At 66.6% G+C, this 20,293-nt stretch carries 19 protein-coding genes; 9 read left to right on the top strand and 10 right to left on the bottom strand.

The window, feature by feature from the left end; translation table 11 throughout:
* Positions 1 to 239 precede the first annotated feature (239 nt).
* Both NDI79_RS15455 and NDI79_RS15450 read left to right on the top strand, forming a co-directional pair.
* Positions 240 to 1,289, top strand: a complete 1,050-nt coding sequence (locus tag NDI79_RS15455) for an NAD(P)-dependent oxidoreductase (protein ID WP_310929481.1) — start codon at positions 240 to 242, stop codon at positions 1,287 to 1,289.
* 100 nt (positions 1,290 to 1,389) lie between these two features.
* Positions 1,390 to 2,058 (top strand): class II aldolase/adducin family protein, encoded by a 669-nt coding sequence (locus NDI79_RS15450; RefSeq protein WP_310929480.1) that lies wholly within the window; start codon positions 1,390 to 1,392, stop codon positions 2,056 to 2,058.
* A gap of 18 nt (positions 2,059 to 2,076) precedes the next feature.
* Here NDI79_RS15450 and NDI79_RS15445 read toward each other — a convergent pair whose 3' ends face one another.
* Positions 2,077 to 3,546, bottom strand: coding sequence for an FGGY family carbohydrate kinase (locus tag NDI79_RS15445; RefSeq protein WP_310929479.1), 1,470 nt, complete (start codon positions 3,544 to 3,546; stop codon positions 2,077 to 2,079).
* Positions 3,547 to 3,779: 233 nt separating this feature from the next.
* Between NDI79_RS15445 and NDI79_RS15440 the strand changes: the two genes are divergently transcribed.
* The 4 genes from NDI79_RS15440 to NDI79_RS15425 all read left to right on the top strand — a co-directional run bounded on the left by NDI79_RS15440 (position 3,780) and on the right by NDI79_RS15425 (position 8,214).
* On the top strand, positions 3,780 to 4,487 hold the full coding sequence (locus NDI79_RS15440; protein ID WP_310929478.1) for an IclR family transcriptional regulator: 708 nt from the start codon (positions 3,780 to 3,782) through the stop codon (positions 4,485 to 4,487).
* 453 nt (positions 4,488 to 4,940) lie between these two features.
* Positions 4,941 to 5,699, top strand: coding sequence for an IclR family transcriptional regulator (locus NDI79_RS15435; protein WP_310929477.1), 759 nt, complete (start codon positions 4,941 to 4,943; stop codon positions 5,697 to 5,699).
* A 113-nt stretch (positions 5,700 to 5,812) separates the two neighbouring features.
* Complete coding sequence (gene lhgO / locus NDI79_RS15430; protein ID WP_310929475.1) at positions 5,813 to 7,015, top strand: L-2-hydroxyglutarate oxidase; 1,203 nt, start codon at positions 5,813 to 5,815, stop codon at positions 7,013 to 7,015.
* 59 nt (positions 7,016 to 7,074) lie between these two features.
* Positions 7,075 to 8,214, top strand: coding sequence for an acyl-CoA dehydrogenase family protein (locus NDI79_RS15425; RefSeq protein WP_310929474.1), 1,140 nt, complete (start codon positions 7,075 to 7,077; stop codon positions 8,212 to 8,214).
* A 60-nt stretch (positions 8,215 to 8,274) separates the two neighbouring features.
* Here the strand turns inward: NDI79_RS15425 and NDI79_RS15420 are convergent, their stop codons facing one another.
* Positions 8,275 to 9,063 carry an enoyl-CoA hydratase/isomerase family protein gene (locus NDI79_RS15420; RefSeq protein ID WP_310929472.1) on the bottom strand — a complete coding sequence of 263 codons (789 nt, stop codon included), beginning with the start codon at positions 9,061 to 9,063 and terminating at the stop codon, positions 8,275 to 8,277.
* Positions 9,064 to 9,285: 222 nt separating this feature from the next.
* Between NDI79_RS15420 and scpC the strand changes: the two genes are divergently transcribed.
* Positions 9,286 to 10,764: a succinyl-CoA:acetate CoA-transferase ScpC gene (gene scpC, locus NDI79_RS15415; RefSeq protein WP_310929471.1), complete on the top strand. Its 1,479-nt coding sequence runs from the start codon at positions 9,286 to 9,288 to the stop codon at positions 10,762 to 10,764.
* Positions 10,765 to 10,792: 28 nt separating this feature from the next.
* On the opposite strand, the gene NDI79_RS15410 is transcribed toward scpC, so the two are convergent.
* The 8 genes from NDI79_RS15410 to NDI79_RS15375 all read right to left on the bottom strand — a co-directional run bounded on the left by NDI79_RS15410 (position 10,793) and on the right by NDI79_RS15375 (position 17,705).
* On the bottom strand, positions 10,793 to 11,035 hold the full coding sequence (locus NDI79_RS15410; protein ID WP_310929470.1) for a hypothetical protein: 243 nt from the start codon (positions 11,033 to 11,035) through the stop codon (positions 10,793 to 10,795).
* Complete coding sequence (locus tag NDI79_RS15405; protein WP_310929469.1) at positions 11,032 to 13,023, bottom strand: TRAP transporter permease; 1,992 nt, start codon at positions 13,021 to 13,023, stop codon at positions 11,032 to 11,034. Before NDI79_RS15405 ends, NDI79_RS15410 begins: the two co-directional genes overlap by 4 nt.
* 72 nt (positions 13,024 to 13,095) lie before the next feature.
* Positions 13,096 to 14,034 carry a TAXI family TRAP transporter solute-binding subunit gene (locus tag NDI79_RS15400; protein ID WP_310929468.1) on the bottom strand — a complete coding sequence of 313 codons (939 nt, stop codon included), beginning with the start codon at positions 14,032 to 14,034 and terminating at the stop codon, positions 13,096 to 13,098.
* On the bottom strand, positions 14,031 to 14,183 hold the full coding sequence (locus tag NDI79_RS15395) for a hypothetical protein (protein ID WP_310929467.1): 153 nt from the start codon (positions 14,181 to 14,183) through the stop codon (positions 14,031 to 14,033). Before NDI79_RS15395 ends, NDI79_RS15400 begins: the two co-directional genes overlap by 4 nt.
* A gap of 203 nt (positions 14,184 to 14,386) precedes the next feature.
* Positions 14,387 to 15,208: a fumarylacetoacetate hydrolase family protein gene (locus NDI79_RS15390; protein ID WP_310929466.1), complete on the bottom strand. Its 822-nt coding sequence runs from the start codon at positions 15,206 to 15,208 to the stop codon at positions 14,387 to 14,389.
* Between the two features lies 1 nt (position 15,209).
* Complete coding sequence (locus tag NDI79_RS15385; RefSeq protein WP_310929465.1) at positions 15,210 to 15,557, bottom strand: cupin domain-containing protein; 348 nt, start codon at positions 15,555 to 15,557, stop codon at positions 15,210 to 15,212.
* Entirely contained in the window at positions 15,554 to 16,342 is a 789-nt protein-coding gene (locus NDI79_RS15380) for an SDR family oxidoreductase (RefSeq protein ID WP_310929464.1), read from the bottom strand. Before NDI79_RS15380 ends, NDI79_RS15385 begins: the two co-directional genes overlap by 4 nt.
* Before the next feature lie 58 nt (positions 16,343 to 16,400).
* Entirely contained in the window at positions 16,401 to 17,705 is a 1,305-nt protein-coding gene (locus NDI79_RS15375; RefSeq protein WP_425499617.1) for a nickel pincer cofactor-dependent isomerase, group 22, read from the bottom strand.
* Positions 17,706 to 17,797: 92 nt separating this feature from the next.
* Between NDI79_RS15375 and NDI79_RS15370 the strand changes: the two genes are divergently transcribed.
* Both NDI79_RS15370 and NDI79_RS15365 read left to right on the top strand, forming a co-directional pair.
* Positions 17,798 to 18,904 carry a mandelate racemase/muconate lactonizing enzyme family protein gene (locus NDI79_RS15370; protein ID WP_310929463.1) on the top strand — a complete coding sequence of 369 codons (1,107 nt, stop codon included), beginning with the start codon at positions 17,798 to 17,800 and terminating at the stop codon, positions 18,902 to 18,904.
* Complete coding sequence (locus NDI79_RS15365) at positions 18,901 to 20,118, top strand: mandelate racemase/muconate lactonizing enzyme family protein (RefSeq protein ID WP_310929462.1); 1,218 nt, start codon at positions 18,901 to 18,903, stop codon at positions 20,116 to 20,118. Before NDI79_RS15370 ends, NDI79_RS15365 begins: the two co-directional genes overlap by 4 nt.
* Positions 20,119 to 20,293 lie beyond the last annotated feature (175 nt).

Below are 20,293 nucleotides of genomic sequence, written 5' to 3'. Positions count from 1 at the left end.
TCGTTCATCACTCACATATGTTTTTTGGTCGAGACGACCGACGGAAACGAGCCGCCGGTAGACTTATGCATTCGCTGTCCAGACGTGGAATCGCAGCAACAATCACGCAGGATACGGAACCGCGAGCGTGACGGACCGAGGTCCGAACCGCGGAATCGGGCGCTCGGACCGCCGCGTCCGGCGGCGTTCCGGCCCGGCGGACGGAGCAAACGCGTGTCGAGCACACACCCACACGAACGATGAAAGCAGTAGTAACAGCCAACCTCAGCGAGAGTGCGCTCTCGCGTCTCCGAGACGACTTAGGTATCGACATCGAGTACCGCCCCATCGAGGAGCGAGAGGGGCGCCTCCCGGACGACGAGTTCCGCGCCCTCGTCGAGGACGCCGAACTCCTCGTCGTCGGATACGAGGGCGTGTCCGCGGAGGTCATCGAGGCGGCGTCGGACCTCCGACTCGTCGCCTGCGCCCGCGGCGGCCCCGACGCCAACGTCGACATCGAGGCGGCGACCGAACGGGAGATTCCCGTGCTGTACGCGCCCGGACGGAACGCCGTCAGCGTCGCCGACTTCACGTGGGGGGAGATTCTGAGCGCGATGCGGAACATCGCGCACGCCCACCACCTCCTCCGCACCGGCACGTACACCGGCGAACCGCAGGAAGACGCCGCCTCGGGCGGCGAGCGAGAGGACGTGACGTGGGGGATGGGTCGGGAGTCCCCGTACGTCCAACTGAAGGGTCCCGAACTCGCCGGCAAGACCGTCGGCGTCGTCGGTATGGGCGCCGTCGGCCGAGAAGTAGCCAAGCGGGCGGCCGGGTTCGAGGTGGACCTCCTCGGCTTCGACCCCTACATCGATGCGGACGCGATGGCGGAGTACGACACCGAGAAGGCCGAGTTGGACGAACTCCTCGAACGAAGCGACGTGGTGACCGTCCACGTCCCGGTGACCGACAGCACGCGCGGTCTCATCGGGGCCGAGGAGTTCGAGACGATGAAGGAGAGCGCCTACTTCGTCAACAACGCCCGGGGTGCCATCATCGACCAGGAGGCGCTCCTCGAACAGTTGCAGACCGACGGCCTCCGCGGCGCCGCACTCGACGTCTACGACATGGAGCCGATTCCGGAGGACCACCCCCTTCTGGAACTCGACAACGTCGTCACGACGCCGCACCTCGCGGGCGCCGCCGAAGAGGTCATCGACCGCCACTCGGAGATGCTCGTCGACGACATCGAGGCGTACCTCGACGGCCGCGACCCCGAGTACGTCGCCAACGAGGAGACCCTCGCGTAGCGACCAACGGAGAAGCGACGGGCAAGCGACGACGATGCGGATGCGAGGCGAATCGACCGGACGAACGCACACGCGGACGAAGACGATTCAAACACACACCATGAACGAAAACCAGTCTCTCGATCAGTCGGCGGAGGAAACGCGCAGCACGATAGCGGAACACGGACGCAAGATGCTCGAACAGGGCCTCACGAAGGGCACGGGCGGGAACATCAGCGCCCGCGTCGGCGACGACCACATCGCCATCAGTCCGTCGGGCATGCCGTACAACTCCGTGGAGACGGAGGACGTTCCGGTCATGGACTTCGACGGTGAGCGAGTCCGGGGCGACCGGGACCCCTCCTCGGAACTCTCGATGCACAGTCAGGTGTACCGCCGCCGGGACGACGTGGGAGCGGTCCTCCACAACCACTCGCCGTACGCGACGACGTTCGCCACCATCGACGAACCCATCCCGGCCTCCCACTACCTCATCGCCTTCGCGGGCAACGAGGTGCCCGTCGCCTCCTACGAGACGTACGCGACGGAGGAACTCGGCAACGCCGCCGTCGAGACGCTCGGCGACGACCACAACGCCTGCCTGCTCCAGAACCACGGCGTCCTCGCCGTCGGCGACGACGTCGAGTCGGCGTTCGAGACGGCGCTGATGGTGGAGTACTGCGCCCGCATCCAGTACCAGTCGATGGCCATCGGCGAACCGACCATCATCCCGGAGGAGGAAGTCGACCACCTCCAATCCAAGTTCGAAGGCTACGGCCAGAGCAACTGAGACGGTCGTCGGCCCCTCTCAGCGGTCCAGTCGCCCGTACAGGTCGTTCACGCGCGACCAGTCGTCGGCGAACTCCTCTTTTCGTTCCCGGTACGCCTCCCGGAGACGGTCGTCCACCGGCACCTCGCCGTTGACGCGGAGGAGTCTGTCGCTCGCCTCGTCGACGTCGCCGTACACAGAGGCGGTCAGCGCCGCCGGGATGAGCGGTCCGACCGTCGCCCGCGGCTCCATCTGCAGCACCTCGCGGTCCCAGACCGACGCCCGGAGCGTGTTCCACCAACTGAACGGGTCGTCCCGGCCCGCCTCGCCGCCGCTGACGAGCCGAACTTCCTCGATGTCGCGTCCGAAGTGCTCCTCCAGGAGGGGGAAGTAGGTGTACTCCGAGAGGGCGATGCTCGACACGATGCCGCGGACGAGTCGCCCGCGGGCCTCGTCCGTCGAGCGGTCCTCGCCGGGCCACAGGTCGAACATCGTCGTCCCCATCTCCGGGTCGAAGAACGGGCTCCGGTTGCCCTGCAGGAACAGTCTCGGCTCCTCGCCGGCGTCGACGCCGCGCGCCAGTTTCAGCCCCTCGTCCCGGTCGATGTCGAGGATTCGCTCGCAGAACCACCGCAGTATCACCCCCGAATCGAACGCCGCGCCGGGGAGGTAGCCCTCGATGGGGTGTCGGTGGTAGTAGAGGGCATCGTGGGGTTCTATCTCCTCGGAGACGTACTTGACGACGCTGGTGGAGGCGCTGACGATGCTGCAGTCGCCGGGTTGGAGGCATCCGGAGGCGAGGACGGAGGCGTTGCCGTCGGTGAGCCCCTGGTACAGTTCCGCGTCGGCCAGACCGACCTCCTCGGCGAGTCGGCTCTCCGCGTGACCGACGAACGTCCCCGGAGCGCGAATCGCCGGGAAGAGGTCGACGGCGACGTCGACGGCGTCGAACAGCGGTTCGAACCACTCGGGCGGTCGCGTCGTCACGTCGGCGCCGAACTTCAGCGCGTTCGTCCAGTCGGTTTCGAGGTCGGTCCAGCGTTCGCCCTCCGGGACGGCGAGGCGGTAGAGCAGCCACGTCGCCGGGCTGAGTATCCACTCCACGTCGTCGAAGCGGTCCGGATGCTCCTCGCGCAGTCGGAGAATCTTCGCCAGCGGACTGGACGCCGACAGCGAGACGCCGCGCGCGGAGAGTTCCTCGGCGAGGTCGAGGTCGGTCAGTCGGGCCTCCTGTTCGGGCGCCGTCTCGTAGTACCACTGCGGGTCGAAGACGGCGTCGCCGCGCGCGTCGACCGGAACGACGGTTCCCGACGTTCCCACCGTCGAGACGACGGTGCGCTCGTTCGGGAGGTAGACGGCCGCCTCCCGAAGCGCCGCCTCCCACCCTTCGGCCGACGGTTCGTCGACGTCGGCGCGCCCGCTCAACGCGACGTCGCCGTTCTCGTCGTACGCGGTGACGCGGACGCTCGACAGGGCGAGGTCGACTCCGACGAGGAAGGTGTCGTTCATTCCGTGAACCTGCCCCGCCGTCCGCATCAAAGCTTCGCTCGCACGGTCGGCCGAGCGCAATTCGTTCTGTAGAATCGAACGGAGTTGAGTAGTCAGAGCCAAGATAGACCGCATGAGGATGGGGAATTAAATGGTTTCGGCGCCTATCGGACGAATATACCCGATATATCTGTTCCGGACCGTTCCGTTTTGACAGTCAGAACGCTTTAGTGGTCGACGGCGGAGTATGGACCATGGACGGAGACTCCGCGAACGTGCCGGTTCGGTCCGTCGAGACGACGCTTCGCCTGTTAGAACTGCTTCGGGAACGAGACGTGGCGGGCGTCTCCGAACTCGCGGCCGAACTGGGCGTCGCCAAGAGCACCGTGCACAACCACCTGCGAACGCTCGCGATGCGCGATTACGTCGTTCCCGAGGAGGAGGGGTTCTCGCTGGGCTTTCGGTTCCTCGACTTCGGCGGGCACGTCCGCGCGCGCGTCGGCGAGTTCAGACAGGTGGAACCGAAGATTCGTGAGATAGCGGACGAGACGGGTGAGATATGCCAGTTCTTCGTCCGAGACTCCGACGTCGCGGTGGTCGTCTTCATGGAGGAGGGGGCGCAGGCCGTCAACACCAAGATGCGAATCGGGGCGCGAGTCCCACTCGACAGTCTCACCGCCGGCCGCCTCCTCCGCCTGTTCGACGACGCCGCGGACGGGGACGCCTCGGACGCCGAGACGCTGGACGCCGACGGTTACCTCGCGGGCGACGAGGAGTACATTCAGGGCCTCCACTCCATCGCCGTCCCGGTGACGAAGACGAACGACGACTTGGTGGGGGTTCTCAACGTCGCGGGGCCTGCCCGCCGCCTCCGCGACGAGGAGTACGAACGCGACGTCGCGGACCTACTGCTCAACGTGTCGAACGAACTCGAACTGAACGTGAGTTACACCCGCTACTGAGCGCGGTTTTGGCGTACAGAACGCTTCGGACGGATATCCGAACGAGTTCGGCCTGAACGCTCCGACGCGGCGGATGCGAGTCAGAGAACTACCGCACTCGAAAGGAATTACGATAATAGAACTGTAATGAAGGGCTTCCCGAAAGTTGGAACGTATCCAACGACTATGAAGGACACGTTCCCGCGTCTCGGCGCACCTGCGGTCGAAAAAGAAGGTACGAAGCCCGTCCCGGAATACGGGATTCAGAAAAGGGGACAGAAAAGGCTATATTTTCTCTCTGACGGCTTCTTCAGCTCCTACACTCCGCTTCGATCGGTTCCACATAATAAGATACCTATATACTGGGTGCTGAGGCCTCCAATCCCCGACAAAAGTCCGAGAGCGCTCCGAAATACGGTCTCTCTCTTTTCATCTTCCGGAACGCTTATCCATCACCGACGGAATCAGTGCATAATGACCATGAAAGACCGCGTGTCGACGACCGAGAAGTCGCTCGAAGTCGTGTTCGCGCTACAGCGACTGCGCGGGGCGACGCTGGCGGAACTCGCCGCGGAGTTGGACGCGCCGAAGAGCACGGTGCACCGCCACCTCTCCACGCTGGCCGAGCATAGTTTCGTCCGCACGGACGACGGCCGCTACGAGGTCGGATTTCGGTTTCTCGAACTGGCCGAGTACGCGCGGACCCAGCGGGAGTCGTACGAACTCGCGGAGGCCACCGTCGGGCAACTCGCGGAGGAGACGCAGGAGCGCGCCCAGTTCGTCGTCGAAGAGCACGGCCGCGGCGTCTATCTGTACGTCGAGACCAGCGAGCACGCGGTGCAGACCGGCCACAGCGTCGGCAAGCGGATTCGGCTCCACTCCACCGCGGCGGGGAAGGTCATCCTCGCGCACCTGCCGGACGGCCGCGTCGACGACATCCTCGACGCGCAGGGGCTCACACCGGAGACGGACGCGACCATCACGGACCGAGCGGTCCTCGACGAGGAGTTGGCCGAAATCGCTGAGCAGGGCTACGCGTTCAACCGCGAAGAGAACATCAAGGGTCTGTGCGCCGCCGCGGCCCCGGTGACCGACGACGACGACGAACTCATCGGCGTTCTCAGCGTCTCAGGCCCGTCGAACCGGATGAAAGGCGAGTGGTTCACCTCCAAGATTCCCGACCTGATTCTGGGGTCGGCGAACGAACTCGAACTCCGCATCGCGTACGCGTAGCGCCCTCACACGGCGCCCCGGGCGCCCCGGGGGTGAACCGCGTTCGCTCCACGACTCCTCGCCGGAACGACATCCCTAAGTCGCCCGCCGGCGAACCGCGTGACGAGTTAGCAATGATACGCCACGACGTCGCCATCGTCGGCGGCGGTTGCGTCGGCCTTTCGGTCGCGAAGCATCTCGCGGCGCGGACGGACCTCGACGTCGCCGTCCTCGAGAAGGAACACCACCTCGCGGACCACCAGAGCGGCCGGAACTCCGGCGTCCTCCATCCCGGTTTCAACTACCCGCCCGACTCGGCGAAGGCGCGCTACGCCACCGAGGGAACTCGACGCATGAAGGAGTACTGCGCGGCCCACGACGTGCCGTGCGAGGAACTCGGGGTGCTCGTCGTGGCCAAGACGGACCGCGAGGCGGCCCACCTCGAAACGCTCGCCGAACGGGCCGAGGCCAACGGCGTCGCGTACGAACTCCTGGACTCCCGAGACGAGATTCGCGAGCACGAACCGCACGCCGTCGGACGGGCCGCCCTCCACGCGCCCGAGGCGGCGTCGGTGGACTCACAGCAGTACGTGTACGCACTCGCGCGGGAGGTGCAGGGAGCGGGCGCCTCGCTGTACACCGGCCATGCTGTCTCGCGAGTCGAACGGACCGACGGGGGCTACCGCCTCGCGACGAGCAACGGCGACGTGGAGGCGTCGTACCTCGTGAACGCGGCGGGCCTGCACGCCGACACGCTGGCCCACCAGGTGGGCGTCGGGGAGTCGTACCAAATCGTTCCGTTCCGCGGCGAGTACTACGAACTCGCGCCGGAACGGGCGGACCTCTGCCGGACGATGATCTATCCGACGCCGGACCCCGACCTCCCCTTCCTCGGCGTCCACTACACCCGGCGGACGGACGGGAAGGTCATCGTCGGGCCGAACGCGGTGTTGGCGTTCGGACGCGAGGCGTACGACAACACGGACGTGAACCCGGTCGAACTGGGCGAGACGCTCGCGTACGAGGGATTCAGAAAGCTCCTCGCGTCCAAGACCATGCTGTCGGTGGCGTGGGAGGAACTGAACAAGTCCTACCGGAAGCGGAAGTTCACCGAAGCCTCGCAGCGTCTGGTTCCGGAAGTACGAGGCGCCGACCTGACCGAGAGTTACGCCGGCATCCGCGCCCAACTCGTCAGCGACGGGGGCGAACTGGTGAAAGACCCGCTGCTCATCGAACGGGAGGACGCCGTCCACGTCCTCAACGCCGTGTCGCCGGGACTGACCTCCTCGCTCCCCTTCGGCGACCACGTCGCCGAGACGCTCGCCGCGAAGGTCTGAGGCGAACGCGGTGGGGTCGAACCCGACCACTTATCATCGCCTGCTCGGAACGGGAAACGATGGCAACCCTCACGACAGCGCAGCGCGAGTTCGCCGAACGCGCCGAATCGGTCGCCGCGGAGTTCGCCGCCGACGCCTACACGTGGCACGGGGACGTTCCCTGGGAGAATCTCGAACGACTGGCCGAGGCCGACCTCTACTGTCCGTCCGTCTCCGAGGAGTACGGCGGGCGCGGACTGTCCGACCTGACGGCGATGCTCCTCACCGAAGCCGTCGGGCGTGAGTGTCCCGACACCGGCTGGTTCACCTACATGCAGAGCATGGTCGCCCCGCGGGCCATCGATCTGTTCGGCTCGGAGTCCGTCAAAGAGGAGTTCCTCCCGGCCGTGACGGCGGGGGAGAGTTTCGTTTCCATCGCCATCTCCGAACCCGAGGCCGGGTCGGACGTGGGGTCGATGACGACGGAGGTGGCCGAGGAGGACGGCGAACTGGTCTGCAACGGCGAGAAGACGTGGGTCGGCGGCGTCCCGTTCGGCGACGCGGCGGTGACGTGGGTTCGGTTCCCGGAGGGACTCGGTTCGGTCGTCATCCCGTACGACGACCCCGGTGTCGAGATAGAGGAGGTGTACACCAACATGGCTGGCTACTCTCAGACGCACTTCACCATTGACGACGTGGTCGTTCCGGAGACGCACGTCCTCACCCGCGGAGAGGAGGCGTTCAAAGAGCAACTCGTGTCGCTCAACTGGGAGCGACTCGGGAGCTCCATCCTCACCGTCGCGTGGGCCGAGGCGGCGCTGGAACGGGCGCTGTCGTACGCGAGCGAGCGAGAGCAGTTCGGTCAGTCGATAAACGATTTTCAGGGCATCGAGTGGAAACTCGCCGAAATGTACCGACAGGTCGAAACCGCCGCTTCGCTGGCGTACGCGTCGGCGACGGGCGCGGAGGGGCACGAGCGTGCGCCCCCGCGCCTCCAGACGTCGACGGCGAAGCTCCACTGTTCGCAGGTGGCCGAGGACGTCGTCAGCGAGGCCGTCCAAATCGTCGGCGCGCGGGCGTACCAACAGGGACACCCGCTGGAGCACCTCTACCGGTTCGCCCGGAGCAGGCGCATCGCCGCGGGTACCGACGAGATGCAGTTGAACACCATCGCTCGGGCGCTGAAGGAACGGGGGCTCCCGGCCGTCTCGGAACGGTAGCCGACGCCCCGGGGTCGTCCGTCGCCTGCTCTCGCTGACTCCGTCGGCTTCGAAACCCGGTCAGTCGTCGTACGAACGGTCGAACTCGGGTTCCCGACCCTCGTTGAACGCGGCCACGGCCTCCTGATGTTCGGCGTCGACGACGCAGTCCCACTGGTACTCGGCCGCCTTCCGGCAGTACTCTTCGAAACTCCGTTGCGGGTCGACGAGGCGGTTCGTGTGTTGAACCGCGGTCGCCGGCTTGTCCCGAATCTCCGCGGCGAGTCCGCCCGCCGCTTCCAAGGCGTCGTCGGCCCGTTCGACTGCGAGGCCGATGTCGACGGCGTCCTCGGGCGTGATGTCGCGGCCGGTGAGCAGGTACTCGCGGGCCTTCGACTCGCCGACGAGGCGGGGGAGAAGCCACGCGCCCCCGTCGCCGGGGACGAGGCCGACGTTGACGAACCCCTCGCGCATGACGCCGTTCTCGCCGACGACGCGGAGGTCGCAGGCGAGCGCGAAGTCGCATCCGGCGCCGATGGCCGGTCCGTCGACGGCCGCGACGGAGGGCGTCGCCATCGTCCTGAGGTTGTAGACGAACTGCTGAATCAACCACAGGAAGGCGCCGTACTCCTCGGGCGACTGCTCGTCCCAGTCGGGCATCTCGGTCGTATCGGCGCCCGAACAGAACCCCTTCCCGGCGCCCGTCAGCACGACGGCGTACACCCCGTCGTCCGCCTCGGCCGTCCGAGCGGCGTCGTTGAGTTCGAGCACCGTGTTCCGGGTGAAGGCGTTGTACACGTCCGGGCGTTCGATGGTTATCGTCGCGATGCCGTCGGTCACGGCGTAGCTCACGTCGTCGTATCCCTTCATACGACGGCTATCGACCCGCCCCCACATATAACCGCGGCCCGCGCCGTCGCCTCCTCGACGAACCCCGAACCCCGACGAACGCATCCCAACGATTTATTGTCTCAGATACGGAACTGCGACCATGTCTCACCCGACGGACGACGGCGCGACGGCCGTTACCGGCGATAGAACCGACGCGCGGGCGCTCGCTTCCTCCCGCCGGAATGCCGAGGAGACTCGCCCATGACGGGCGAGACATCGGCGCCGGCCGGACCGGTCGAACGCCGACTCGGCGGCGACCTCCCGGTCGTCGACGCGGCCGACGCCGCGGCGCACATTCCGACGGACGCGACGGTGCTCACCAGCGGCTTCGGGAGCGTCGGCTACCCGAAGGCGATACCGCTCGCGTTGGCCGAGGACGACCGCGACCTGGAACTCACGCTGGTTCACAGCGGGAACGTCGGCGAGGAGATAGACGTCGAACTCGTCGAGTCGGGCGCCGTCGCCCGCCGGTTCTCCTATCAGTTCTCCAGCACGGCCCGCGAGGCGACGAACGCGCGGGAGATAGCGTTCAGCGACCGGAACGCGTCGTCAATCGGGGACGAGGTGCAGTACGGCGGGTTGGTCGACCCCGACGTGGCCGTCGTCGAGGCCGTCGCCGTCGGCGAGGACTGGTTCGTCCCCTCGACTTCGCTCGGGCAGGTCCCGGCCTTCGTCGAGGCGGCCGACGCCCTCCTCGTCGAACTGAACCGGGCGCAACCGCTCGAACTGCAGGCGCTCCACGACATCTACCGCCCCGAAAGCCCCCCGAACCGAGAGCCCGTGCCGCTCTCCGAACCGGGCGAACGCATCGGGACCAGCCACTGTCGGTTCGACCCCGAGAAACTGCTCGGCGTCGTCGAGACGGACACCGCCGACTCGACGTACTCCTTCCGCGACCCGACGGACGACGACCTGGCCATCGCGGCCAACCTCGGGTCGTTCCTGTCGGCGGAGATGGAGCGCTCGCCGGTGTTCGACGACGCGATTCACCTCCAGTTCGGCGTCGGGTCGCTCGGCAACGCGCTCATGGGCGAACTGAAGGAACTCGACTTCGGGGACCGCGACGTCGTCTACTTCGGCGAACTCATCCAGGACGGCCTGCTCGACATGCTCGACGCCGGCCGACTCAGGTGCGCGAGCGCCACGTCGATGGCGCTCACCGAGGAGGGACAGACGCGGCTGTTCGAGAACGTCGAGCGCTACGCCGAGGACGTCGTTCTCCGGCCGGCGGACGTGGCGAACCATCCGGGGCTCATCAACCAGTTCGGCGTCGTCGGCGTCAACAGCGCCATCGAGTTCGACATCTACGGCAACGTCAACTCGACGCACGTGAACGGCACGCGGATGATAAACGGCGTCGGCGGCTCCGCCGACTTCAACCGCAACTCGCTCGTCACCGTCTGCGCGCTCCCCTCGACGGCGAAGGGCGGCGACCTCTCGCGCGTGGTGCCGATGGCGTTCCACGTCGACCACACCGAACACGATATCGACGTCTTCGTCACCGAACGGGGCGTCGCCGACGTACGCGGACTCGCGCCGGTCGAACGCGCCGAGGTGATAATCGAGCACTGCGCGCACCCGGCGTTCGCGCCGGACCTGCGGGACTACCTCGACGACGTCTGCGAACAGGACGCCCACATCCCGCACGACGTTCGGCGCGCGGCCGAGTGGCACGAGTAGCGCGGAAGAACAGCCCGCAGAACGGCGCCTACAGGCTGACGGCGCCGCCGTAGAAGTAGAGGTACACCCACCAGACGTAGCCGACGGCCAGCGCGACGGCCGTCAGAGCCTCCAGCGCCGTGACGTAGGTGTTGCCGTGGGCTTCTCGGAACGACTGTACCCGCTCGACCCGTCGCCAGACCGGTAACAGGGGGTCCGGAATGATCTCTCCGAGACCGCCGACGTCGGACGTTTCGACCTTGTCTTCGGGGGCTTCCCTGCTCGGACTCATTGTTTCATCTCCTTGCTGAACGGCAGGCTGAGGTCGCGGACCATCACCTTCTCGGCGACGAAGACGGCGACGAAGACGGCGATACCCGCGAGTTTCGCGAGCGCCATCGGGTACGTCATGATGAGGACGCCGAGAACCGCGAGCGCGGTTCGGGCGAGAAGCAGGTTCCCGAGCGACAACTCGAACGGGTAGTTCAGACCGTAGATGATGGAGATGGCGCCCAACATCACCATGAGGCCGACGAAGAGCGTGTTGAGCCCAGGTGACATCGTGATCAGTTCGGGGTTGTAGACGAACGCGACGGGGAGGACGAACAGCGGCGCGGCGATTTTCAGCGCCGCGCCGCAGGTCCGCCAGAAGTTCGCCTCCGCGATGCCGGCGGCGACGACGGCCGCAGTCGCCACCGGCGGTGTGATACCCGCCAAGATGGCGGCGTAGAACATCGTGTAGTGGGCCGTGATCTCCGCGATGCCGAACTCGGAGACGAACGTCGGCACGATGAGGATGGCCACGATGACGTAGGCGGCCACCGTCGGCATCCCGACGCCCATCACGATGGCGACGGCCATGCCGAGAAGCACCGCGAACAGCAGGATGCCGCCGGAGAGGTTGATCATCAACAGCGCGATTTTCGCGGGGACGCCGGTCGTCGAGAACAGGTTCACGACGCCGCTGATGACCACCAGGATGATGGCGATGGGCGCGAGGATGATGGCGCCCCGGCGGAAGCCGTGAATCGTGTTCTTGACCTGCGCGACGAACTCCGAACCCGGCGAGGTCTCGGAGGAGTCGACGAGTCGCTGGAGCGGCGGCATCAGGACGCCGGTGAGAACCATCGCGAACACGGTGTACATCGCGGACGTCATCACCGTGAACTGGGCGAAGCCGAGGTAGTAGATCAGGACGCCGAACGGGATGCCGAACCGGAGCGCCTCGGCGATCTTTTGATTACGCGAGAGCGGGTCGTCGAAGAACTCCGAGAACTCCATGTCCTGGTCGCTGGTGTCGCTGATCGCGGTGTAGTGGACCGCGATGGCGATGGAGGCGACCAGAATCGCCGCGGGGAGCAACCCCGCGACGACGATGTTGAGGTACGCGACGCCGAGGTACGACGCCATCACGAACGCGGAGGCGCCCATGACCGGCGGGAGCACCTGCCCGGCGGTCGAGGCGACGGCTTCGATGCCGGCCGCGCGGTGGCCGGACATCCCGCTCTCCCTCATCGTCGGAATCGTGAACGACCCCGTCATGGCGGCGTTCGCCGTGTACGAGCCGTTGATGGAGCCGATGACGGCCGAGGAGAGCACGGCCGTCTGCGCCACGCCCGACCGGATGCGTCCGGCGGCGACGATGGCGAGTCGGAGAATCAGGTCGAACGCCCCGTACGCGAACAGCAGCCCCGCGTACAGGAGGAACGGCGCGATCCACGACGCCGTCAGCTGCGTGAGCGAGCCGTAGAACCCGTACAGGTCCGTGACCGTCGCCTGGAGGAGTGTCAGCTGAGACATCCCCGCGTGTCCGAGGACGCCGGGGACGGCGTCGCCGAACATCGCGTACAGCATCACGCCGATGACGAGTCCGAGGAACAGGTTCCCGAACTCGCGCCACGTGAGGTACAGCAGCGAGATGATGACGAGTCTCGCGAGCATGTACTCGTGCTCGGTGGCGAACCCCTGCCGCAGGAGGTACACCGTCTCGAAGTTCAGGAAGAAGTAAAACGACGCCGTGATGAGCACGCCGGCCGACGGCAGCAACACCAGAGCGTCTACCCGGCTGCCTTCTTCGAGCGATTCGCGCGTCTCGTTCAGGGCGTACACCGTCATGATGCCGCCGACGAACAGGACGGCGTATCTGACAGTCGACCACGTTTGCGTGTAGGCCCACCAGAGGACGACGCACCAAAACAGGGCGGCTACGACCGTGACGCCGATGTCGAGGCCCCGTAGCCACCCTGTGGCGCCGGTCTCTCGTTCGGATTGTGTGTCCATGTGTTGGTGTGGTTTGTGTGTAGTAGAATCTTGGTTGGCTTCGTCGCGAACTGGGACGGCGCCGCGGAGGGATTACGCGGTGTCGCCCTCTTGGAGGCTGTCGTCCCAGGCGTCGTTCTCCTTGTAGTACTGCACCGCGCCCGGGTGGACCGGAATGCGCTCCTGCGCGTATCCGAGCATCTCCCCGGCGGCGTCGTAGTCGTTGAACTGCTCTTCGCCGTTGTTGACGACGTCGTTGTGCTCGTGGACGACGCGACAGAGTTCGTAGACGGCGTCGGGATTCGCGCTGGGGTTGAAGGTGTAGTTGACCTCGAGGTCCCAGGTGAACACCTCGTCGGTACCGATGTCGGCGTCCGCGATCTGCCACTCGCTGTAGGGCGTTCGGGTCGTCCCCGCCCCGGAGTACGACTCCGCGGACTCGATGAGCGCGTCCGTCGGTTCGACGTAGTGGAGGTCGACGCGGGATGCCATCTCCTGCACGAAGCCGGTGTACCGGACGCCCGGCGAACCGTACGCGATGGACGCGTCGATGCTCCCCTCCTCCATCGCACCGGGCGCGTCACCGACGCCCATGTTCTGGATGTTCATCTGGTCGTGGACGTCAGCGGTCGGGTCCTGCGACCAGACGTCGAGCGTCGTCGCGCGCGTCGAGTAGCCCGGCTCGGCGGGGTAGACGTTCTTCCCCGCCAGGTCGGCGAACGTCTCGATGTCCGTGCCGTCGCGGGCGACGATGTAGATGCTGTACGGGAACGCGCCGAACCCGTACTGGGGGATGCGGGACACCGACTGCTCGGAGAAGCGACCGCGGCCGTCGAGCGCCTTGTTCAGGGAGTTGTTGTCGGTGATGCCGGCGTTGAACTGGTCTTGTGCCATCCGGTAGATGGTCCCGATGTAGCCGGGGCTCTCGATGGTCGAGTAGTCGAGGTTGTCGCTCTCTTGACTGACGGCGCGTTCGACGGCGAGCCCGACGTCTTGGGTCCCGCCGGCGGACGTTCCGACTCGAAGCGTCATATCGCCGCTTCCGCCACCGTCGCCACCGCCACTGCCGCTTCCGCTGCCGTCGGTTCCGTCTCCTCCGCCGCCCCCGCCTCCTCCGCCGCCGCCACCGCCGCCACCACTGCACCCGGCGAGGCCCATTGTACCCGCCGTTGCCGCACCATACAAGAACTTGCGCCGCTGCATACTCTCTTCGCGCATGTCCATTGGTGACAAAAAACGGGCGTACTTAACAATCTATCTATTTAGAACACAGACAATCGTTATGAATGTCGTTTTCTCGATATCTCCCGACTCCGCGTCGGCGACTCGCCTTCGGTCTAACCTCGACTCGCCCGCCGTCGGGACGAAATCCGCCGGCGGCGCCTCAGCGCGTCACCGGCGCCTCGACGGACCCGATAGACTCGACGGTCGTCCGCACTCGGTCGCCGGGGTGGATGGGCGCCGCACCTGGCGTCCCGGTGCTGAACAGGTCGCCCGGTTCGAGCGTCGCCACCTCCGAGTGGAAGGAGACGAGTTCCGCGGGCGGGAATAGCATGTTCCGTATCTCGTTTTCCGACTCCACGGTTCCGTTGACCTCCGTCCGGACGGTCAGGTCGTCGAGGTCCGGCGGTTCCTCGGGGACGGCGAGCATCGCGCCGACGACGAGGAACGTGTCGTAGCTCTTCGCGCGGGTGAGAAACCGGGGGTTGCGCTGGAGGACGTCCTCGGCGGTCATGTCGATGACGGGGAGGTAGCCGGCGACGACGTCGTGGACGTCGGCCTCCTCGACGTTCCGGCACTGCCGGCCCATCACGACGGCCAGTTCGGCCTCCGCCGTCACGCGTTCGCTCTGGGAGGTGGGCGGCAGGCGGATAGGACCGCCGGGACCGACGAGCGCCGACGAGGGTTTCATGAAACTCGCCGGCTCCTCCGGGCGCTGTTCGTCCAAGTCGCCCGCGTGCTCCTCGTAGTTCAGGCCGATTCCCCAGAGCTTTCCGAACCGCTCCAGCGGCGGACCGAAGGCGTGGCCTTCGGCCGGGACCCGCGCCGCGGGGGCGTCGTCGACGTCGCCGAGCGTCCCCGCCGCGGCCCGCGGGAGCGCCTCGCGGACGCTTCCGAGGTCGGGTTCGACCGATTCGAGCGGGACGAACCCCTCGTCGTCGCCGAGGAGCGGCCGACCGGTCGCCGTGCGCGCGAGGTACTTCATCTCACTCCTCGCGGTCCGTCCAGAAGTCGAACGAGCGACCCGGCGCGAACACGTCCAGTCCGACCGCCGTCTCCTCCCCCTCGTTCTCGACCCGGTGGGTCTCGTTCGATTCGAGCAGCACCGAGTCGTTCGGTTCGAGGGTCACCTCGTCGTCCTCGGTGACCACGGTGAGTTCGCCCTCGAGGCAGAGGCACACCTGCTCGTTCTCGTGGTCGTGCATCGGCGAACTGTGGCCCGGCGGCTTCTCGAACCACTCGAAGGAGAACCGGTCGCTGCCCGCCATCGAGACGCGCCGCCAGCCCTCCTCGGGTTCGTACGTCTCGGCGTCGTCGAACGGAACGGGCTTCACAGGTTCGCCCCCGTGGACCCGCCGTCGATGGGCAGAGCCGTGCCGTTGACGAAGCCGGATTTCGGCGAGGAGAGGAACGCGACGGTGTTCCCGAGTTCCATCGGGTCGCCGATGCGCTCCAAGGGGTTGCCGGCCCACCCCTCCAGTCCCTCCTCGTAGGAGTCGTAGTCGCCGCGGTCGACGGCGGCGTTCACGAGGTCCTGAATCCGAGACGTCTCGTGCGGGCCGGGGAGGACGGCGTTGGCCCGTATCTCCGGTGCGAACTCCTTCGAGAGCGTCTTCTCCAGTCCGATAACGCCCATCCGGACCGAGTTCGAGAGGACGAGGTTGTCCAGCGCCTCCTTGACGCTCCGGGAGGTGATGGTGACGATGGTGCCGCCGTCGCCCTCGCGGAGGTGCGGTTCGGCCTCGCGGGCGAGTCTGACGACGCTCATCACGAGGAGGTCGTACGCCTCCTGCCAGTCCTCGTCGTCGGTGTCGAGGAACCCGCCGGACGGCGGGCCGCCGGCGCTGGTCACGAGGTGGTCGAGGCGGCCGAACTCCTCGACGGTCGTCTCCACGAGGGTCGTCACGTCGTCGGCGTCGGTCAGGTCGCCGGCCTGCGCGACCACCTCGCCCTCGGCCACTTCGGCTATCTCCTCGCGCGCCTCGTCGAGTCGGTCCTCGTCGCGGCCGTTGATGACGACGTCGACGCCCTCGCGGGCGAGCGCTTTCGCCGACGCCTTGCCGAGTCCGCTGGACGACGCCGTCACGAGCGCCGCGTTACCGTCTATCTGTAGGTCCATGTGATACCGCATCAAAGTCCATGGGCAAAACGGTTTCCGTCCCGGCGTCTTCGGGGCCTTACGACTCGGAGAAGACCGCCGTCCCGTCGTCGAAGCCGAGCGACCCGCGCCCGACGACCCGCGCGGCGTCGGGGAGGTCCGCGACGACGGCCTCCGAGACCCACATCTCCCCGAGGTCCTGCGTGTTCCGTATCCAGAGAATTCGCACGGTCTCGGGGTCGTAGCCGCCCAGCGCCGCCAGCGCCGTCCGCAGGGCGAACTCGTCGTCCGGCGCCACCACCGGGAGATTCGCCTTCGCGAGCGACCCGCTGGTGAGGGCGTTCGCGTACGTCTTGCGCAGGTCCAGTCGGTCGAGCGCGGCCCGCCGGGTGAGGTCCGCGAGGCCGATGCCGTTCCCGTTCCCCTTCGTCGCCTCGGTGAGGCCGCGGGCGTAGATAAGCTTGATATCGGGTGTCTCGGGTTCGTCGCGGTTGAGAACGCGGTAGCGACCGATGACGTTGGTGTCCATCCCGGCGCCGGACACCTCCTTGCCGAGTTCGTCGACGACGAGGAGGTCCACCTCCTCGACCGGCAGCGTCGGCATCTCCTCGTCGGCCAGCCTCAACAGTTCGGGTTCGCGGTCGAGGAACGACCCCGCCGGAATCGACTCGACGCGGGCGATTCGCTCCTCGAAGTTCTCCACGAGCGCGATTCCCCCCACGAGCGGCGTCTCCGACTCGACGACCGAGAGGGCGGCCCGGAGCGTCTCGACGTAGCCCTCGGCGATGGCCGTCGAGTGGAACGACTTCGCGCCGCGCTGTTTGCCCAGTCCGACGACGCTCATCTTCGTGAGCCCGCTCTCTACGGGTCCCGAGAAGTTCGTGTGGGCCTTGACGCGATTGACGACGAGGACCGCGTCGGCCGCCAGCGCCGCGGCCGAGAAGTACACCGACATCTCCGTGCCGCCGACCGTCACCGCGCCGAGTTCCTCGGCCTCCATCCGCGCGTCTATCGGCGCGCCCGTCCGGTCCTCGGTGACGCCCAGCGACTCCAGCACCTCCCGCTGTCCCTCGGCGGTCGCCCCGCCGTGGCTCCCCATCGCGGGCACGACGACGGGGTCGAACCCGCGTTCCCGGAGTGCGGCGACCACCGACGCCGCGACCTCGTTGATGGCGTGAATCCCGCGGCTCCCGACGCCGACGGCGACGGTGGCGCCCTCGTCCAGTCCGTCGAGAGGGAGACCGCCCAGTTCCGCCCGCGCCGCGTCGGACGGGTCGGCGACAGTCTCGACCGACGGCTCGTACCGGACCCGAGCGAACGGCGGGAGCGGTTGCGGGTCTATCAAGTGGTCGACGTCGCCGCGCGTCGGGACGTTGATGTTCATCCGGGCGGTGCTTCGCGGAGGGACACGAATAATCCTGTGGTAAGTATTGTCGAGACGGGGGCTTATTACTCCGTGTGCCGCGGCGCTGTCGTATGGAAATCGAAGCAGTGGAGTCGTTTCCGATAGAGATACCGCTCTCCTCGCCGGTGTCGTTCTCCAACCGGACGCTCACGTTCCGCGACCACGCGATAACGTACGTCCGAACGGCGGACGGGCGCGAGGGTGTGGGGTACTCGCTGGGGTACGAGGGCGCCGGACTCATCTCGGAGGCGGTCGAGTCGCTCCTCGAACCGATGCTCGTCGGCGAGGACCCCCGCGACACCGAACGCCTGTGGCACGAGATGTACGAGGGGACCGTACAGATCGGACGGGCGGGCCTGCTGCTCCGCGCCATCTCGACGGTCGACATCGCGCTGTGGGACCTGAAGGCGAAGGCGGCCGGCGAACCGCTGTACAAACTGCTCGGCGGGTACGCCGACAGCGTCCCCTCGTACGCCAGCGGCGGCTACTACCGCGACGACAAGGGTCACGAGGGTCTGCGCGAGGAGATGCGGCGGTACCTCGACGAGGGCCACGACGTGGTCAAGATGAAGGTCGGACGCCGGACGGTGAGCGAGGAGGTCGACCGCGTGGCGGCCGTCCGCGACGAAATCGGCCCGGACCGGACGCTCCTCCTGGACGCCAACGGCGTCTGGTCCTCTCCGCCGGAGGCGATTCGGGCCTGCCGCGCCTTCGAACCCTACGACCCGTACTTCATGGAGGAACCGGCGATGGTCGAGAAGGTGGAGACGATGGCGGCGGTGAACGACGCCATCGACTACCCCGTCGCCACCGGCGAACTCGAAGGCACGCGGCAGAACTTCGCTCGCCTCCGCGATACGGGCGCGGCGGGCATCCTCCAGCCCGACGCGACGGTGTGCGGCGGCATCACGGAGTGGCTTCGCATCGCCAACTACGCGGCGGCGTACGACGTGCCCATCGCGCCCCACTACAACTGGAACCTCCACGCGTCGCTGTTAGGAGCCATCGAGAACGGCCTCTGGGTGGAGTACTTCTACCGCGACATGGACGTGAAGGTGTTCGATGACGTGGTGGCGGACCCCCTCGAACCGGACGACGACGGCAGGATTCCGCTCCCCGACAGACCCGGTCACGGCGTACCGCTCGATAAAGACGCGCTCGAAGAATTCAGACAATGAGAGACTACTCAGACCAGATAACGACCCGAGACCCGGACCGCGACGTGGAGATAACCGACATCAAGACCTGTGTGGTCGAAGGGAACTTCGAGTGGAACCTCATCAAGGTCGAGACGGACGCCGGCGTCACCGGCATCGGGGAGTCCTACCGCGGCGGGGGCGTCCCGGAACTCGTCGAGTACACGAAGCGGTTCCTGCTCGGGGAGAACCCCCTCGACGTGGAGCGTCTCGTCCGGTACATCTTCCAGGAGATGTCCGGGCACGGCGGGACCACCGGTAAGGTCGTCACGGCCGCCTCGGGCATCGAGGTCGCCCTCTGGGACGTCGCCGGGAAGATTCTCGACCTCCCGGTCTACCAACTCTTAGGGTCGAAGTACCGCGACGAGGTGCGCCTCTACTGCGACTGTCACGCCGGGGAGGCCTACGCCGTCGAGGACGGCGCGACGGCCTACGCCGGCGCCGAGGCGTACTCGCCCGAAGCGTACGCCGCCGAGGCCGCCCGCGTCACCGACATGGGGTTTACGGCGCTGAAGTTCGACCTCGACCTGCCCGCTGACAACGACCCCGACCCGTACAACGGCCGCCTCTCCAACCGGGCCATCCGGGAGAAGCGCGAAATCGTCGAGGCGGTGCGAGACGAAATCGGGTACGACGTCGACCTCGCGTTCGACTGCCACTGGGACTACTCCGTCGAGAGCGCGAAACGCCTCGCGCACGAACTGGAGGAGTACAAACTGATGTGGCTCGAAGACCTCGTTCCGCCGGAGAACATGGATGCCCAAAAGGAGGTGACGAAGGCGACGCGGACGCCCGTCGCCACCGGCGAGAACCGCTTCCGCGTCTTCGAACTCTCCGAACTCGTCTACGAACACGGCGTCGACGTCATCACTCCCGACCCGACGACGGTGGGCGGTCTCGCCGAGACGATGCGCGTCGCGGACCGGGCCGAAGAGAACTACATGCCGATGTCGCCGCACAACGTCTGTAGCCCCGTCGGGACGATGGCCTGCGTCCACCTCGGGGCGGCGACGCCGAACTTCGACCTTCTGGAGTACCACGCCCTCGAAGTCGACTGGTGGGACGACATGCTCGCGCGCGAGGAACCCCTCATTCAGGATGGTCACATCGATGTCCCCGAGGAGCCCGGTCTGGGTATCGAACTCGACGAATCGGTCGTCGAAGAACACCTGCTCGACGGCACGACCGGATTCTGACCGGGCTCTCCGACCTCGAAATGAGCACTTCGAGGTCGAAAAATACTCAAACGAGTTACAATCGGTCTGATGTGCAAACAAAAATCGGATTTGGGCTATACACTACACAATCTGAACCCGGATAGGTCACCGAACCACCGTGTGCGACTACCACGTCGAAATTGACGGCGAAATA

This window comes from Halogeometricum sp. S3BR5-2, from assembly GCF_031624635.1.
In the GTDB taxonomy this organism is placed as follows: domain Archaea; phylum Halobacteriota; class Halobacteria; order Halobacteriales; family Haloferacaceae; genus Halogeometricum; species Halogeometricum luteum.
Note: the sequence above shows the minus strand (reverse complement) of the source record. Positions and strands in the feature narration are given on the sequence as shown.